Genomic DNA, 17,308 nt, shown 5'->3' on the forward strand with positions numbered 1-17,308 from the left:
CCGTCATGACGGTCATGGAGCAGCGGGGCGGGTATCGGCCATCGCCGCCCCCCGCCTGGCAGCCCCGCACGGACCCCGCGCCGCTGCTGCCCGACGCGGAGCCCTACCGCGTCCTCGGCACCGAGGCCGCCGCGAAGGCCGACCCGGCCCTGCTGCGCCGCCTGTACGCCGAGCTGGTGCGCGGCCGCAGGTACAACGTGCAGGCGACCGCCCTCACCAAGCAGGGCCGCCTCGCCGTCTACCCTTCCAGCACCGGCCAGGAGGCCTGCCAGGTCGCCGCCGCGCTCGCGCTGCAGGACCGAGACTGGCTCTTCCCCAGCTACCGCGACACGCTCGCCGCCGTCGCCCGCGGCCTGGACCCCGTCCAGGCGCTCACCCTGCTGCGTGGCGACTGGCACACCGGCTACGACCCGCACGAGCACCGCGTGGCCCCCCTGTGCACCCCCCTCGCCACCCAGCTGCCGCACGCCGTGGGTCTCGCGCACGCCGCCCGGCTCAAGGGTGACGACGTGGTCGCGCTCGCCATGGTCGGCGACGGCGGCTCCAGCGAGGGCGACTTCCACGAGGCGCTGAACTTCGCCGCCGTCTGGCAGGCCCCGGTGGTCTTCCTGGTCCAGAACAACGGCTTCGCCATCTCCGTTCCGCTGGCCAAGCAGACCGCGGCCCCGTCGCTGGCCCACAAGGCCGTCGGCTACGGCATGCCCGGCCGCCTGGTCGACGGCAACGACGCGGCCGCCGTGCACGAGGTCCTCACCGATGCCGTGCGCCGCGCCCGCGAGGGCGGCGGCCCCACGCTGATCGAGGCGATCACCTACCGCATCGACGCCCACACCAACGCCGACGACGCGACCCGCTACCGCGGCGACACCGAGGTCGAGGCCTGGCGCGCCCACGACCCCATCGCCCTCCTGGAGCACGAGCTGACCGAGCGCGGCCTGCTCGACGAGGACGCCATACGGTCCGCGCGCGACGACGCCGAGACCATGGCCGCCGACCTGCGCGAGCGCATGAACCAGGACCCGGTCCTCGACCCGATGGACCTGTTCGCCCACGTGTACGCCGAGCCCACCGGGCAACTGCGCGAACAGCGGGCCCAGTTGCAGGCGGAGCGGCACGCGGAACAGGAAGGCGGGCACTGATGACCACCGTCGCCCTCAAGCCGGCCACCATGGCGCAGGCGCTCACGCGCGCACTGCGCGACGCCATGGCCGCCGACCCCACCGTGCACGTCATGGGTGAGGACGTCGGCACCCTCGGTGGTGTCTTCCGCGTCACCGACGGTCTCGCCAAGGAGTTCGGCGAGGACCGCTGCACGGACACCCCGCTGGCCGAGGCCGGCATCCTCGGCACCGCGGTCGGCATGGCGATGTACGGCCTGCGCCCGGTCGTGGAGATGCAGTTCGACGCGTTCGCCTACCCGGCGTTCGAGCAGCTGATCTCGCACGTCTCACGCATGCGCAACCGCACCCGCGGCGCCATGACCCTCCCGCTCACCATCCGCGTCCCCTACGGCGGCGGAATCGGCGGCGTCGAACACCACAGCGACTCCTCCGAGGCGTACTACATGGCGACTCCGGGGCTCCACGTCGTCACGCCCGCCACCGTCGCCGACGCCTACGGCCTGCTGCGCGCCGCCATCGCCTCCGACGACCCGGTCGTCTTCCTCGAACCCAAGCGCCTGTACTGGTCCAAGGACTCCTGGAACCCGGAGCACCCGACGGACGTTGAACCGATAGGCCGCGCGGTGGTGCGGCGCTCCGGCCGCAGCGCCACGCTCGTCACCTACGGGCCGTCCGTGCCCGTCTGCCTCGAAGCCGCCGAGGCCGCGCAGGCCGAGGGCTGGGACCTCGAAGTCGTCGACCTGCGCTCACTGGTGCCGTTCGACGACGAGACGGTCTGCGCCTCGGTACGACGGACCGGGCGCGCGGTCGTCGTACACGAGTCGGGCGGGTTCGGCGGCCCGGGCGGTGAGATCGCAGCCCGTGTCACGGAGCGCTGCTTCCACCACCTGGAGGCGCCGGTGCTGCGCGTGGCCGGCTTCGACATCCCCTACCCGCCGCCGATGCTGGAGCGCCACCACCTGCCCGGCGTGGACCGGATCCTGGACGCCGTGGGGCGTCTGCAGTGGGAGGCCGAGAACTGATGGCACAGGTGTTGGAATTCAGGCTCCCGGACCTCGGGGAGGGGCTCACCGAGGCGGAGATCGTCCGCTGGCTGGTGGAGGTCGGCGACGTGGTCGCGGTCGACCAGCCGGTCGTCGAGGTCGAGACGGCCAAGGCGCTGGTCGACGTGCCCTGCCCCTACGGCGGCGTGGTCACCGCCCGCTTCGGCGAGGAGGGCACCGAACTGCCCGTCGGCGCTCCCCTGTTGACGGTCGCGGTCGGACCGGCGGCTTCAGGGGGCGAGACCGAGGGCTCGGGCAACGTGCTGGTGGGATACGGCACTTCGCAGGCACCCGCGCGACGGCGGAGGGTACGGCCGGGACAGCCGGCGCCCGCCGTGCCCGGGGAGGCGAACGCAAGCTCCGGCGCACGCCGGACGGCGGACGGCCCCGTTCCCGTGATCTCGCCGCTGGTGCGCAGGCTCGCCCGGCAGAACGGCCTGGACCTGAAGGAGATGACGGGTTCCGGTCCCGACGGGCTGATCCTGCGCGCCGACGTCGAGTACGCGCTGCGGGCCGCCGAGGCACGGGGACGGACGGCGGAAACCGCTGTGGCGCCCCAGACGCCCACCGCCGCACCCGGGACCGGCCTCCGCATCCCCCTCAAGGGCATCCGGGGCGCCGTCGCCGACAAGCTCGCCCTCAGCCGCCGCGAGATACCGGACGCGACCTGCTGGGTGGACGCCGACGCGACCGAACTCATGCGCGCGCGTGCCGCCATGAACGCGGCGGGCGGGCCGAAGATCTCCCTCCTCGCCCTGCTGGCCCGCATCTGCACGGCCGCCCTCGCCCGGTTCCCCGAGCTCAACTCCACGGTCGACACGGAGGCCAGGGAGGTCGTCCAGCTCGACCAGGTGCACCTCGGCTTCGCCGCGCAGACCGAGCGCGGCCTCGTCGTCCCGGTCGTACGGGACGCACACGCGCGGGACGCCGAAGCGCTCACCGCGGAGTTGGCCCGGCTGACCGAGGCGGCCCGCACGGGCAGCCTCACACCCGGGGAACTCACCGGTGGAACCTTCACGCTGAACAACTACGGCGTGTTCGGTGTCGACGGGTCCACTCCGATCATCAACCACCCCGAGGCGGCCATGCTCGGCGTCGGCCGCATCGTCCCCAAGCCGTGGGTGCACGAGGGCGAGCTCGCCGTACGGCAGGTCGTCCAGCTCTCGCTCACCTTCGACCACCGGGTGTGCGACGGCGGCACAGCAGGCGGCTTCCTGCGGTACGTGGCGGACTGCGTGGAACAGCCGGCGGTCCTGCTGCGCACACTGTGACGACGAGGACGCCCGCACGGTCCGGGTGACGCCCATGCGTTCCCTGTGATCGTGAGGGCACGCATACTCGGTGGATGACCTCGCACGAGCCCTCCGGCGGCCGCGGCGCCGTCCCGGCACACGACGCGTACGACGCCGTCGTGCTCGCCGGGGGCGCCGCCCGGCGGCTCGGCGGCGCCGACAAGCCCGGTGTGCACGTCGGCGGCCGGGCGCTGCTCGACCGGGTGCTGACCGCCTGCGCCGACGCCCGCACGACCGTCGTCGTCGCCGGCTCCAGGCCCACCGCCCGGCCCGTGCTGTGGGCCCGCGAGGAGCCGCCCGGCGGGGGGCCCCTCGCCGCGCTCGGCGCCGGGCTGCACCACACCACCGCCGGGCAGACCGTGGTCCTCTCCGCCGACCTGCCGTTCCTCGGGGCGGCCACCGTGCGACGACTGCTGGGCGCACTGCACGCGAGCGACACCGAAGGCGTCCTGCTCACCGACGCCGACGGCCGCGACCAGCCCCTGGTGGCCGCCTACCGCACGCACGCGCTGCGCCGCGGACTGGCCGCGCTCGCCACCGAGCACGGCAGCCTCACCGGGCTGCCGCTGCGCCGGCTGACCGCCGCACTCCACCTCACCCGCGTCCCGGACCCCGTCGCTTCCTTCGACTGCGACACCTGGGACGACATCGCCGCCGCCAGGGCACGCATCAGGGAGCATGGGCACGTGTTGGATGAATGGATTTCCGCAGCCAAGGACGAGCTCGGCATCGACCTCGACGTCGACACCGGTGTCCTGCTCGACCTCGCCCGCGACGCCGCCCACGGGGTGGCCAGGCCCGCGGCGCCGCTGACCACCTTCCTCGTCGGCTACGCGGCCGCCCAGGCCGGCGGCGGCCCGGACGCCGTCGCCGAAGCCGCCCGCAGGGCCGAGGCACTCGCTCTGCGCTGGGCCGACGAGGCCGACGAGACGGACAAGACCGCGGGCGCCGAGCCCGACGTCGCTCCCGATGCCACCCCCGACACCCGCCCGGACGCCGGATGACCGCCCGCTCCGCCCGGCCCGGCGAGGACGTCGAGGACCTCGATGTCGAGGAGGTGCTCGCCCTGGTGAAGGAACCCGACCACCGCACCCCCGACCACCGCACCTCCGGCGACTCCGTACCCGCGCCGGCCCCGCAGGCTGCCGAACCCACCGTGCCGCACAAGCCCGACGCCCACCACAGGGCCACCCCCTGGCCCGAGGCCCGGTCCACCGCCGCCCGCGCCGCCCGGTCCGGCGCCCGCCGCCCCCTCGTCTCGGTCCCCCTCGAAGCCACCCTCGGCCTCACCCTGGCCGCCCCCCTCACCGCCCTCACCGACCTGCCCTCCTTCGACACCTCGGCGATGGACGGCTGGGCGGTCGCGGGACCCGGCCCCTGGGACGTACGGGACGAGGGCGTCCTGGCCGGACACGCCGAGCCCGAAGCCCTCACCGACGGCGAGGCCGTCCGTATCGCCACCGGCGCCCGCATCCCCCCGGACACCACCGCCGTGATCCGCAGCGAACACGGCCGCACCGACGACAAGGGCCGCCTGCACGCCACCCGGGAGGTGCAGCACGGCCAGGACATCCGTCCCCGCGGCCAGGAGTGCCGCACCGGCGACCAGCTCCTGCCCGTCGGCGCCCTCGTGACCCCCGCCGTCCTCGGCCTGGCCGCGGCCGCCGGCTACGACACCCTCACCGCCGTCCCCCGCCCTCGCGTCGAGGTCCTCGTCCTGGGCGACGAACTGCTCACCGAGGGACGGCCGCACGACGGCCTGATCCGGGACGCCCTCGGCCCGATGCTGCCGCCCTGGCTGCGTGCGCTGGGCGCCGAGGTGACCTCCGTACGAAGGCTCGGCGACGACGCAAAAGCCCTGCGCAAGGCCGTCACGGGCTCCGAGGCCGACCTGATCGTCACCACCGGCGGCACCGCCTCCGGCCCCGTCGACCACGTCCACCCGACCCTGCAGCGCATCGGCGCCGAACTCCTCGTGGACGGTGTGAAGGTACGGCCCGGCCACCCCATGCTGCTGGCCCGCACCAAGGAGAACCAGCACCTCGTCGGCCTGCCCGGCAACCCCCTCGCCGCCGTCTCCGGGCTGCTCACCCTCGCCGAACCCCTGCTGCGCACGCTCGCCGCACGCCCCGCCCCGGAGCCGTACGCCCTGCCGCTCCAGGACGGGGTCCACGGGCATCCGCACGACACCCGGCTCATCCCCATCGTGCTGCGCGGCGACAGCGCCGTACCGCTGCACTACAACGGTCCGGCCATGCTGCGCGGCATCGCCGCGGCCGACGCCCTCGCGGTCGTACCACCGGGCGGCGCCCGCCCGGGTCAGGAGCTGGAACTCCTCGACCTGCCCTGGGCGTCCGCCGGAATCGGGGTGTGTTTCACGTGAAACTGCCGGGCCATGACGCGATAGCCCGCCAGGCAGACGAACATCTCGTGACCCATCGGGTGAGACTGCCGAGGAAGGTGGTCGAACGGCCCATCCGCCAGGTCGCCAAACGGCTGTTACTGGCCCTGGCGGTCCTGGTCGCGACCGCCCTGATCGTCTACGCCGACCACGACGGCTACAACGACAACTCCGACCGCGCGGTCGACCTGCTCGACGCCTTCTACTACGCGACCGTCACCCTCTCCACCACCGGATACGGCGACATCACCCCGGTCAGCGACGCCGCCCGGTTCACCAACATCTTCGTCATCACGCCGCTGCGCGTGCTCTTCCTGATCATCCTGGTCGGCACCACGCTCGAAGTCCTCACCGAACGCACCCGGGAGGAATGGCGACTGAACCGCTGGAGGTCCACCTTGCGCGACCACACCGTCGTCGTCGGCTTCGGGACCAAGGGGCGCTCGGCCATCCAGACCGTGTGTGCGACGGGACTGAAGAAGGAGCAGGTCGTCGTGGTCGACCCCAGCTCCAAGGTGATCGAGGCGGCGACGGCCGAGGGCTACGTCGGTGTGGTCGGCGACGCGACGCGCAGCGAGGTGCTGAAGCGGGCCGAGGTGCACCGGGCGCGGCAGATCATCATCGCCACCCAGCGCGACGACACGGCCGTCCTGGTCACGCTGACGGCCCGGCAGCTCAACCGCGGGGCGAAGATCGTGGCCGCGGTGCGCGAGGAGGAGAACGCCCCGCTGCTCCAGCAGTCCGGCGCCGACGCGGTGATCACCAGCGCCAGCGCGGCCGGCCGCCTGCTCGGCCTGTCCGTGCTCAGTCCGGCGGCCGCCATGGTCATGGAGGACCTCATCCAGCAGGGCAGCGGGCTCGACATGATCGAGCGGCCGGTCGTGAAGGCCGAGGTGGGCAAGACACCGCGGGAGACCGAGGACCTGGTCGTGAGCGTCGTACGCGGGCACCGGGTGCTCGGATACGACGATCAGGCCGTCGGGACACTGCAGTTGACGGACCGGCTGATCACCATCGTGCGGGCCTCGCCCGGCGCACAGGTCGCACCCGACGTCCGGCCCCTGCGCCCGGAGTGATCACCCGGGGTGGCGGCGCCGCATCGTGACCGGCCCGAGGACCGGCACGCCCGCGCACCGCCGACGGCAGGGAGTAGCGTCCCCTTCATGCATGCGATCACGATTCCCGAACCTGGTGGGCCCGAGGCGCTGGTGTGGGACGAGGTCCCGGATCCGGTGGCCGGCGAGGGCGAGGTCCTGGTCGAGGTGGTGGCCAGCGCCGTCAACCGCGCCGACATCCTGCAGCGGCAGGGCTTCTACGACCCGCCGCCCGGCGCGTCCCGCCACCCCGGTCTGGAGTGCTCCGGCCGGGTCGCAGCCCTCGGCCCCGGAGTCTCCGGCTGGGCGGTCGGCGACGAGGTGTGCGCGCTGCTCGCGGGCGGCGGCTACGCCGAGAAGGTCGCCGTCCCGGCGGGACAGCTGCTGCCCGTCCCCAAGGGCGTCGACCTGAAGCAGGCGGCCGCGCTGCCCGAGGTGGTCTGCACCGTCTGGTCCAACGTCTTCATGGTCGCCCACCTGCGCCCCGGCGAGACGCTGCTCGTGCACGGCGGCTCCAGCGGCATCGGCACCATGGCCATCCAGCTCGCCAAGGCCGTCGGCGCCAAGGTCGCCGTCACGGCAGGCACCGAGGAGAAGCTGCAGCAGTGCGCCGCACTGGGCGCCGACATCCTGATCAACTATCGGGAGCAGGACTTCGTCGCCGAGGTCAAGAAGGCCACGGACGGCGCGGGCGCCGACGTCATCCTCGACAACATGGGCGCCAAGTACCTCGACCGCAACGTCCAGGCCCTCGCCGTCAACGGCCGTCTCGCGATCATCGGCATGCAGGGCGGCATCAAGGGCGAGCTGAACATCGCCATGCTCCTGAACAAGCGGGCCGCCGTCAGTGCCACCTCGCTGCGGGCCCGGCCGCTCACCGAGAAGGCGGCCATCGTCGCGGCCGTACGCGAGCACGTGTGGCCCCTGCTCGACGCCGGCCACGTCCGCCCCGTCGTCGACCGCGAACTCCCGATGGACGATGCACCGGCCGCCCACCGGGTCGTCGAGGAGAGCGGCCACGTGGGCAAGGTGCTGCTCGTCGTGCCCTGAATTCCCGCCTCCTCCGGACCGTCGTCATCCAAGAGACACGCCTCTACGCCCGCCGCATCCGCAGGCCGATGAAGGCGAGGCCCAGACCGAGGCCGATCAGGACCAGACCGCTGCCCAGGGGCAGGATTCGCAGGACGGGCTCGGTGGGCTGTTCGGCGGCTTGGTCGCGGGGGCGCTGCGCGGGCTTGGAGGGCACCAGGCCCGCCTCCGCGGGCGGCGACGCCGAGGCGGCCTGCCCCGTGTCCGCCTCGCCGTCCTGGGACGAGTCCTCGTCGCCCTCGTCCGAAGGGGCGGCCGCGGACTCGTCCGCCGTCTCCCGCCGCCCCGGCCGCTCCCGGCCCTCGCCCGCACGGCTTCCGGCGCGGGAGGGCTCCGGGGAGGCAGTGGAGGAGGGGGAAGCAGACGCCGAGGCAGTTCGGGTAGCAGCCGCAGGGGCTCCCTCAGCAGCCATGCGGCCGGCGTCGTGCGTCCCGTGCGTCGAAACGGCCCCGTGCGTCGAAACGCTCCCGTGTGTCGCCGCACCGCCGTAGGACGCAACAGCCCCGTACGACGCACCACCCCCGTGCGGAAACACCAGTACGCCCGCCCCCGCCCCCACCACCAGTCCGGCCCCCTTCAAAGCACGCAACCATGGATTCACGCCCCAAGCGTCACATTCGCCACTACTTCCGGCATTCCGGGTTCCGCCAAAAAACCGAACCCGCTGCGCAATCCGGGTATGTCGATTCGTCACGGGCTGCCGGCGCTCACGCTGACCGGGACGGGCCTCTGTGCGACGAACTGGCGATCAGGGCCGGTGCTGGCGGTCCGGGCAACCGGCGTCGAGGTACGGAACGCCGTCGAGGCGGAGCGCCGGCACGTGCTGCGGGCCTGGTTCGCGCGTCCCGTGCGTACTCGTGCAGCTCATCTGCCACACGGAGGCCGAGATCCGCCGGCTGGACTTCCCCCGGTTCTCGAGGACGGAAAGCCACGCGCCGTGAGGGAAACTCCCGCACTGTAAACGGTGGATCACCCTCCACAGGGGGCACCACGGTGATGAGATGCACACGTGCGAGAGAATGGCGGCATGGAGATGCCGAGGAACGACAGGTCACCGGAGAACCCCCAGATCCTGGTTGTGGGCCAGGACGGCATGGCGATCGGCGGCGGGGACGAGGACTCCCGCGAGATCCCGGTGACGGAGCAGGTCGAGCAGCCGGCCAAGGTGATGCGGATCGGCAGCATGATCAAGCAGCTCCTGGAGGAGGTGCGCGCCGCTCCCCTGGACGAGGCGAGCCGGGCCCGGCTCAAGGAGATCCACCGCAGCTCGGTGAAGGAGCTGGAGGACGGGCTGGCGCCGGAGCTGGTCGAGGAACTGGAGCGGATCTCGCTGCCCTTCACGGACGACGGAACGCCCAGCGACGCCGAACTGCGCATCGCGCAGGCCCAGTTGGTCGGCTGGCTGGAGGGCCTCTTCCACGGCATCCAGACCACGCTGTTCGCCCAGCAGATGGCCGCGCGGGCCCAGCTGGAGCAGATGCGGCGCGCGCTGCCGCCGGGCGTCGGCCACGAGCTGGGCGAGGACGGCCCCACGGCCGGCCGCTCGGGCGGACCGTACCTGTAGTCGCGCGGACGACCTGTAGTGACGTGGGCGAAAGGGCCCGGCGGCCGAAGCCGTCGGGCCCTTCGTCATGAGGGCGTCTGCGCGCCGGGGGTCAGGACGGGTTGCCCGTCGAGACGTCGAGCGTGATCTTGACCTTGTCCGGGTCGACGTCCGAGCCGGCCTCGGGAGTCTGGTCGATCACCGCGCCTTCGCCGTACGTGTTCTCGTTGTAGTCGTTGACCACCAGCGACCAGCCCGCGGCCTTCGCGCACTCCTTGACCGACTCGATGTACTTGAACCGGAAGTCGGGCACCTGGATCTTGTTCGCGTCGGTGTACGACTCCTGCGGCTCCGTGCACTCCGTCGAGTCGATCACCTTGGTGGTGTCCGGTCCGCGCCAGTCCGCCGCGTGCGTCGTCGTGGGGTCCGGGCTGCTGCCGCCGCTGCCCTCGCCGCCGCCTCCGCCGCCCCCACCGCCGTTGAGCGCCAGGGCCGCGATCAGGCCGCCGACGGCGATGATCGAGACAACGATCGTGCCGATGACCACCGACTTGTTGTTCTTGCCGCCGCCCGGGGGACCGGAGGGCCGCTGCTGGGGCGTGAGGTTGTACGGCGGTGGGGTCTGCGGCTGCGCATACGGGGACGGCGTCCGGTAGCCGCCCTGCTGCGGGTAGCCGTACGCCGGAGAAGGAGGCGGCGTCGGCGCGCTGTACGGATTCGGGGTCGGCGGCTGGGGCGCCTGGTACGGCGCCTGCACGGGGCCCGGCGGCGCCTGGGGCGCCTGAGGGACCGGCGGGAACACCGCGGAGCCGACGCCGGAGCCGCTCTGGGGGCGCGTGCCCGGCACGATGCTCGGCGGGGCGGCCTGCACGGACGCGGCCACCCGCAGGCACTCGTCGCGCATCGACTCGGAGCTCGGGAAACGCTCGTTCGGGTTCTTCTTCAGCGCGCGGGCAACCAGCGCGTCCACCGCGGGAGGCAGCGCCCGGTTGATCGACGAAGGAGCCACCGGCTCCTCCTGCACATGCGCGTACGCGATCGCCAGCGGCGAGTCCGCCTCGAACGGCAGCCGCCCGGTGACCAGTTGGAACAGCATGATGCCGACCGAGTAGAGATCGGACCGGGCGTCCACGCTCCGCCCCAGAGCCTGCTCCGGCGACAGGTACTGCGGAGTGCCGACGACCATGCCGGTCTGTGTCATGGACGTCACACCGGACTGCATGGCGCGCGCGATGCCGAAGTCCATCACCTTGACGACGCCGCGCTTGGTGACCATCACGTTGCCCGGCTTGATGTCCCGGTGGACCAGGCCCATCTCGTGGCTGATCTCCAGCGCCGCGAGAACGTCCGCGGTGATCTTCAACGCCTTGTCGGCGGGCATCGCGCCGAACTGCCGTACGTCCTCGTCGAGCACCGAGCCCAGCGGGCGGCCCTCGACGTACTCCATCACGATGTACGGCGTGGTCATGCCATCCAGGCTGTCCTCGCCGGTGTCGAAGACCGAGACGATATTGGTGTGCGTGAGCTTCGCCACGGCCTGGGCCTCGCGGCGGAAGCGCTCGCGGAAGGCCTGTTCGCGGCCGAGCTCGGTGTGCAGCGTCTTGATCGCGACCTGGCGGTCGAGCACGGAGTCGTAGGCCAGGTGCACGGAGGCCATGCCGCCCTCGCCGAGCAGGTCGCGCAGTTGATAGCGGCCGCCGGCGAGCGCCCGCCCCGCATACCAGCCCTGTGCGCCGTCCTGGCTCATGTTCCGCTTCCCCCGTGGGCCTTGAGGCGCCGTTGACTGCCGATGATCCAAAGTGCTATTCCCGGCCAAGTCTGCCCCAGGGCACTGACACGTCAAGCTCGGTGCCCGATCCGTGACCGTACGCGATAGAAGCGTCGCGCGAGCGTTACAGAGGCTGTACGGGCGGTACACAGAACTTGCACGGACTGGCGGGGTGACGGTTTGATGGCCGGTCCGTCCTGTGCCGGTTCCGGCCCCCTTCTCGGACCGGCGGCTTGCGTTGAGGCTGTAGCGTGGCCGACGGAGACCGTAACAACACCGCGCGCACCGCGGGCAGAAACGACGGCGAGGACTGATGGCACAGCAGCAGCGCGCCCAGGGCCCGTCCGACCCCGAGGCGACTGGCGGCGGTATGTCAGATGCGCCGGAAATGTGGGGGAACGGCGGATTGGTCGGGGACGGCCGGTACCGGCTGACCCGCAGACTCGGCCGGGGCGGCATGGCAGAGGTTTTCGCCGCGGAGGACGTGCGCCTCGGGCGCACCGTCGCGGTCAAGCTACTCCGTGCCGACCTCGCCGAGGACCCGGTCTCCAAGGCCCGCTTCACGCGCGAGGCCCAGTCGGTGGCCGGCCTCAACCACCACGCGATCGTCGCCGTGTACGACTCGGGCGAGGACACGGTGCCGGGCGGCTACGGCACCGGGGGCGCCCAGAGCGTCCCGTACATCGTGATGGAGATCGTCGAGGGCCGCACCATCCGCGACCTGCTGATCAACGCCGAGGCGCCCGGTCCCGAGCAGGCCCTGATCATCGTCTCCGGTGTGCTGGAGGCGCTCGCCTACTCGCACCAGCACGGCATCGTGCACCGCGACATCAAGCCGGCGAACGTGATCATCACGCACACCGGTGCGGTGAAGGTGATGGACTTCGGCATCGCCCGTGCCCTGCACGGCGCGCAGTCGACGATGACGCAGACCGGCATGGTCATGGGCACGCCGCAGTACCTCTCCCCGGAGCAGGCGCTCGGCAAGGCCGTCGACCACCGCTCCGACCTGTATGCGACGGGCTGCCTCCTCTACGAACTCCTCGCGCTGCGGCCCCCGTTCACGGGTGAGACCCCGCTGTCGGTGGTCTACCAGCACGTCCAGGACATCCCGACGCCGCCCTCCGAGGTCCTGGACACCGTGCCGCCGGAGCTCGACGGCCTCGTCATGCGCTCGCTCGCCAAGGAGCCGGACGACCGCTTCCAGACCGCCGAGGAGATGCGCGGCCTCGTCCAGTACGGGCTGCAGATGCTGTACGACCAGGGCGGCCACACCGGCACCTGGAACACCGGCCCGGTCGCCGTGCACGAGGGCCGGCACACGCCTGCGGCGGGCTTCGCCGGCACGACGGTGCTGCCGCACCCCGGCGGCTCCTCCGGTACGACGCAGATCCCGCAGCCGATCCTGCCCGCCGGCTACGGCGGCGGGGACGACGGCGGCTTCGAGGGGCGCGGCAACAAGGGCAGCGGCCGCGGCAAGCTGTGGATCCTCGCGGTGCTCGCGATCATCGCCATCGCGGCGGGTGTGGCGCTGGCGCTGAAGACCACCGGTGGCGGCAATGGCGGCGGCGGTACCACGCACTCGCCGACCACCTCGCAGAGCACCAAGGACGACACGGCCACCGAGTCCCCGACCGACCAGGCGACCGACCAGCCGACGGACACGTCCACGGACAACGGCACCGGCGCCGGCTCCGGGACCGGGAACTACACGCCGTCGCGCACGCCGTCGTACAGCCCGTCCCACACCCCGAGCAGCCGGCCGAGCACCCAGCCGACGGACCAGCCGACCACCGCGGACCCGACGGACGACTCGCCCCCGTCGACCCCGCCGTCGGTCCAACCGACGGACCCGGGGACGGACGCGGGCACCGGAAACGGCGGCACCACAGGGGTCACGTCGGGCGTCGGCGGCTGATCAGTCGCCCGGGCTCGCCCGAGGTGAAGTCTTCCCGTGACGTGGGTCACCGGGATAACGTGCCGTTGTTCCGGCCCCCTGCAAGGCTGTGACCAGGAGATGTTCCCGACTTTCGCGATTTACTTGGAAATCCAAGCAAAATTGCAGGTCAGGAGGGGTTTCACAGAAATGTGGAGCACTGGGTAACGTGCCTTTTGCAGGGCGCTCGCCGGGGCACCTGTCACGCCTGTCCCCGACCGGGCCGCACCCACCCCGTGCGCCCGTAGGGCTTCAGGCGAGCCGCACTGGCATCCCGGCGAACCCGGGATGCCGGACCGACGGAGGAGCACACGTGACCGTGGAGAGCACTGCCGCGCGCAAGCCGCGACGCAGCGCCGGTACCAAGAGCACGGCCGGCAAGACGACCACCGCAAGGAAATCGCCGAGCACCGACCCCGAGCTCGTACAGCTGCTGACGCCCGAGGGCGAGCGCGTCAAGCACGCAGAAAACGCTGTGTACGACGAGTACGTCGCCGGCATCACCCCCGATGAGCTCCGCGGCCTGTACCGCGACATGGTGCTCACCCGCCGGTTCGACGCCGAGGCCACCTCCCTGCAGCGCCAGGGCGAGCTGGGCCTGTGGGCCTCGCTGCTCGGCCAGGAGGCCGCCCAGATCGGATCGGGGCGGGCCACCCGCGAGGACGACTACGTCTTCCCGACCTACCGCGAGCACGGCGTCGCCTGGTGCCGCGGGGTCGATCCGACCAACCTGCTGGGCATGTTCCGCGGCGTGAACAACGGCGGCTGGGACCCCAACAGCAACAACTTCCACCTGTACACGATCGTCATCGGCTCCCAGACGCTGCATGCCACCGGCTACGCCATGGGCGTCGCCAAGGACGGCGCGGACAGCGCGGTGATCGCCTACTTCGGTGACGGCGCCTCCAGCCAGGGCGACGTGGCCGAGTCGTTCACCTTCTCCGCGGTCTACAACGCGCCCGTGGTGTTCTTCTGCCAGAACAACCAGTGGGCGATCTCCGAGCCGACCGAGAAGCAGACCCGCGTCCCGCTCTACCAGCGCGCGCAGGGCTACGGCTTCCCCGGCGTCCGGGTCGACGGCAACGACGTGCTGGCCTGCCTCGCGGTGACGAAGTGGGCCCTGGAGCGGGCCCGCCGCGGTGAGGGACCCACGCTCGTCGAGGCGTACACGTACCGCATGGGCGCCCACACCACCTCCGACGACCCGACGAAGTACCGGGCCGACGAGGAGCGCGAGGCCTGGGAGGCGAAGGACCCGATCCTGCGCCTCCGCCGGTACCTGGAGGCTTCAAACCACGCGGACGAGGGATTCTTCGCGGAACTCGAGGGCGAGAGCGAGGCGTTGGGCAAACGAGTGCGTGAGGCGGTCCGCGCCATGCCGGACCCGGACCACTTCGCCATCTTCGAGAACGTGTACGCGGACGGGCATGCGCTCGTCGACGAGGAGCGAGCCCAGTTCGCCGCCTACCAGGCGTCGTTCGCGGATGAGGGGGGCAACTGAGATGGCCGAAAAGATGGCTCTCGCCAAGGCGATCAACGAGTCGCTGCGCCGCGCCCTGGAGTCCGACCCCAAGGTCCTGATCATGGGTGAGGACGTCGGCAAGCTCGGCGGTGTCTTCCGTGTGACGGACGGCCTGCAGAAGGACTTCGGCGAGAGCCGGGTCGTCGACACCCCGCTCGCCGAGTCCGGAATCGTCGGTACGGCCATCGGTCTGGCCCTGCGCGGCTACCGTCCGGTCGTGGAGATCCAGTTCGACGGCTTCGTCTTCCCCGCCTACGACCAGATCGTCACGCAGCTCGCGAAGATGCACGCGCGCTCGCTCGGCAAGGTCAAGCTCCCGGTCGTCGTCCGCATCCCCTACGGCGGCGGCATCGGCGCGGTGGAGCACCACTCCGAGTCCCCCGAGGCGCTCTTCGCACATGTGGCGGGCCTGAAGGTGGTCTCTCCCTCGAACGCCTCGGATGCGTTCTGGATGATGCAGCAAGCCATCCAGTGCGACGACCCGGTGATCTTCTTCGAGCCCAAGCGCCGCTACTGGGACAAGGCCGAGGTCACGTGGTCCACCAGCGGCTCCGCCGCGGGCGAGGCCATCCCCGGTCCGCTGCACAAGGCCCAGGTCGTCCGTGAGGGCACCGACCTGACGCTCGTCGCGTACGGCCCGATGGTGAAGCTCTGCCTGGAGGTCGCCGCCGCGGCCGCCGAGGAGGGCAAGTCCCTCGAGGTCCTGGACCTGCGCTCGATCTCCCCGCTGGACTTCGACTCGATCCAGACGTCCGTGCAGAAGACGCGCCGCCTGGTCGTCGTCCACGAGGCGCCGGTGTTCCTCGGCTCGGGCGCGGAGATCGCCGCCCGCATCACGGAGCGCTGCTTCTACCACCTGGAGGCACCGGTCCTCAGGGTCGGCGGCTACCACGCCCCGTACCCGCCGGCCCGCCTGGAGGAGGAGTACCTGCCGGGCCTGGACCGGGTGCTCGACACCGTCGACCGCGCCCTGGCGTACTGAGGAGAGGGTCGTGACGACGATGACGGAAGCGTCCGTACGCGAGTTCAAGATGCCGGACGTCGGCGAGGGCCTCACCGAGGCCGAGATCCTCAAGTGGTACGTCCAGCCCGGCGACCAGGTCACCGACGGGCAGGTGGTGTGCGAGGTCGAGACCGCGAAGGCGGCGGTGGAGCTGCCCATCCCGTACGACGGGGTGGTCCGCGACCTGCACTTCCCCGAGGGCTCCACGGTGGACGTGGGCACGCCGATCATCGCTGTGGACGTGTCGGGAGGGGCCGCGGTGCCCGCCCCGGCCCAGGCCGCAGCTCCGGCTGCCCCCGTCGAGGAGAAGAAGCCGGAGGGCTCCGGCCGCCAGCCGGTCCTGGTGGGCTACGGCGTCGCCGCGTCCTCCACCAAGCGCCGCCCGCGCAAGGGCCCCGAGGTCGCGGTCCCGGAGGCCTCGACGGCGATCCACAAGGAGCTCAACGGCCATGGGCCGGCCGCCGCGGCCGCTTCGGCGGGTACGGCAGACAAGCCGCGCCCTCTGGCCAAGCCGCCGGTGCGCAAGCTGGCGAAGGACCTGGGTGTCGACCTCGCGACCGTGGTCCCGTCCGGCCCGGACGGCATCATCACGCGCGAGGACGTCCACGCGGCGGTGGCACCGCCGGCCGCTGAGCCGGTGACGGCTCCCGCTGTTTCCGCACCCCCGGCGCCGGTCCCGGTGTACGACACGGCCCGTGAGACCCGTGTCCCGGTCAAGGGCGTGCGCAAGGCGACGGCGGCGGCGATGGTGGGCTCGGCGTTCACGGCGCCGCATGTCACGGAGTTCGTGACGATCGACGTGACCCGCACGATGAAGCTGGTCGAGGAGCTGAAGCAGGACAAGGACCTGCAGGGACTGCGCGTCAACCCGCTGCTCCTGATCGCCAAGGCCCTCCTGGTCGCCATCAAGCGCAACCCGGAGATCAACGCGTCCTGGGACGAGGCGAACCAGGAGATCGTGCTCAAGCACTACGTCAACCTGGGCATCGCCGCGGCCACCCCGCGCGGCCTGATCGTCCCGAACATCAAGGACGCCCACGACAAGACGCTCCCGCAACTGGCCGAGGCCCTCGGCGAGCTGGTGTCGACGGCGAGGGAGGGCAGGACCTCCCCGGCGGCCATGCAGGGCGGCACGGTGACGATCACCAATGTCGGCGTCTTCGGCGTCGACACCGGCACCCCCATCCTCAACCCCGGCGAATCCGCGATCCTCGCCATCGGTGCGATCAAACTCCAGCCCTGGGTCCACAAGGGCAAGGTGAAACCACGTCAGGTCACGACGCTGGCCCTGAGCTTCGACCATCGCCTGGTGGACGGCGAGTTGGGCTCGAAGGTGCTGGCCGATGTGGCGGCGATCCTGGAGCAGCCGAAGCGGCTGATCACCTGGGCCTAGCCGCTCCGCCGGCTGTACCGATGTGCGGCTCCGCCGCGGGGCGGAGCCGCATGGTCGACAGCCCGGCGCCCTTTCGGGACGCCGGCGAACCGCGGCGGACTTC

14 protein-coding genes are annotated in these 17,308 nt (G+C 71.9%); 12 read left to right on the forward strand and 2 right to left on the reverse strand.

Translation table 11 applies throughout. The features are described from left to right. Positions 1-5 precede the first annotated feature (5 nt). From pdhA (AB0N07_RS10490) to AB0N07_RS10520, 7 genes are all read left to right on the forward strand, one after another. Positions 6-1,139 (forward strand): pyruvate dehydrogenase (acetyl-transferring) E1 component subunit alpha, encoded by a 1,134-nt coding sequence (pdhA, locus tag AB0N07_RS10490; RefSeq protein ID WP_365833829.1) that lies wholly within the window; start codon positions 6-8, stop codon positions 1,137-1,139. Next, positions 1,139-2,143 carry an alpha-ketoacid dehydrogenase subunit beta gene (locus tag AB0N07_RS10495; protein WP_365833830.1) on the forward strand — a complete coding sequence of 335 codons (1,005 nt, stop codon included), beginning with the start codon at positions 1,139-1,141 and terminating at the stop codon, positions 2,141-2,143. The genes pdhA (AB0N07_RS10490) and AB0N07_RS10495 overlap by 1 nt, the downstream gene beginning before the upstream one ends. Beyond that, entirely contained in the window at positions 2,143-3,435 is a 1,293-nt protein-coding gene (locus tag AB0N07_RS10500) for a dihydrolipoamide acetyltransferase family protein (RefSeq protein ID WP_365833831.1), read from the forward strand. Before AB0N07_RS10495 ends, AB0N07_RS10500 begins: the two co-directional genes overlap by 1 nt. A gap of 74 nt (positions 3,436-3,509) precedes the next feature. Beyond that, the gene (locus AB0N07_RS10505; RefSeq protein WP_365833832.1) at positions 3,510-4,460 is read left to right on the forward strand and encodes an NTP transferase domain-containing protein; all 951 of its coding nucleotides are present in this window, start codon (positions 3,510-3,512) and stop codon (positions 4,458-4,460) included. Continuing rightward, positions 4,457-5,839 (forward strand): molybdopterin molybdotransferase MoeA, encoded by a 1,383-nt coding sequence (locus AB0N07_RS10510; RefSeq protein ID WP_365833833.1) that lies wholly within the window; start codon positions 4,457-4,459, stop codon positions 5,837-5,839. The genes AB0N07_RS10505 and AB0N07_RS10510 overlap by 4 nt, the downstream gene beginning before the upstream one ends. Continuing rightward, the gene (locus AB0N07_RS10515; RefSeq protein ID WP_365833834.1) at positions 5,836-6,933 is read left to right on the forward strand and encodes a potassium channel family protein; all 1,098 of its coding nucleotides are present in this window, start codon (positions 5,836-5,838) and stop codon (positions 6,931-6,933) included. The genes AB0N07_RS10510 and AB0N07_RS10515 overlap by 4 nt, the downstream gene beginning before the upstream one ends. Positions 6,934-7,020: 87 nt before the next feature. Continuing rightward, positions 7,021-8,001: an NAD(P)H-quinone oxidoreductase gene (locus AB0N07_RS10520; RefSeq protein ID WP_365833835.1), complete on the forward strand. Its 981-nt coding sequence runs from the start codon at positions 7,021-7,023 to the stop codon at positions 7,999-8,001. A gap of 43 nt (positions 8,002-8,044) precedes the next feature. Here the strand turns inward: AB0N07_RS10520 and AB0N07_RS10525 are convergent, their stop codons facing one another. Further along, a complete protein-coding gene (locus AB0N07_RS10525; protein ID WP_365833836.1) occupies positions 8,045-8,452 on the reverse strand; it encodes a hypothetical protein in 408 nt (135 codons plus the stop codon). A gap of 615 nt (positions 8,453-9,067) precedes the next feature. Here AB0N07_RS10525 and AB0N07_RS10530 point away from each other — a divergent pair. Next, positions 9,068-9,604 carry a bacterial proteasome activator family protein gene (locus AB0N07_RS10530; RefSeq protein ID WP_365833837.1) on the forward strand — a complete coding sequence of 179 codons (537 nt, stop codon included), beginning with the start codon at positions 9,068-9,070 and terminating at the stop codon, positions 9,602-9,604. 91 nt (positions 9,605-9,695) lie between these two features. Here the strand turns inward: AB0N07_RS10530 and AB0N07_RS10535 are convergent, their stop codons facing one another. Next, positions 9,696-11,330, reverse strand: coding sequence for a protein kinase (locus AB0N07_RS10535; protein ID WP_365833838.1), 1,635 nt, complete (start codon positions 11,328-11,330; stop codon positions 9,696-9,698). Positions 11,331-11,664: 334 nt separating this feature from the next. Between AB0N07_RS10535 and AB0N07_RS10540 the strand changes: the two genes are divergently transcribed. The 4 genes from AB0N07_RS10540 to AB0N07_RS10555 all read left to right on the forward strand — a co-directional run bounded on the left by AB0N07_RS10540 (position 11,665) and on the right by AB0N07_RS10555 (position 17,205). After that, the gene (locus AB0N07_RS10540) at positions 11,665-13,269 is read left to right on the forward strand and encodes a protein kinase (protein ID WP_365833839.1); all 1,605 of its coding nucleotides are present in this window, start codon (positions 11,665-11,667) and stop codon (positions 13,267-13,269) included. A 331-nt stretch (positions 13,270-13,600) separates the two neighbouring features. After that, a complete protein-coding gene (gene pdhA, locus AB0N07_RS10545; RefSeq protein WP_365833840.1) occupies positions 13,601-14,788 on the forward strand; it encodes a pyruvate dehydrogenase (acetyl-transferring) E1 component subunit alpha in 1,188 nt (395 codons plus the stop codon). A gap of 1 nt (position 14,789) precedes the next feature. Beyond that, positions 14,790-15,791: an alpha-ketoacid dehydrogenase subunit beta gene (locus AB0N07_RS10550; RefSeq protein ID WP_365833841.1), complete on the forward strand. Its 1,002-nt coding sequence runs from the start codon at positions 14,790-14,792 to the stop codon at positions 15,789-15,791. Positions 15,792-15,801: 10 nt separating this feature from the next. Further along, a complete protein-coding gene (locus tag AB0N07_RS10555; protein ID WP_365833842.1) occupies positions 15,802-17,205 on the forward strand; it encodes a dihydrolipoamide acetyltransferase family protein in 1,404 nt (467 codons plus the stop codon). The last annotated feature ends 103 nt before the right edge of the window (positions 17,206-17,308 follow it).

Source organism: Streptomyces sp. NPDC051172 (assembly GCF_040682555.1).
Classification (GTDB): Bacteria; Actinomycetota; Actinomycetes; order Streptomycetales; family Streptomycetaceae; genus Streptomyces.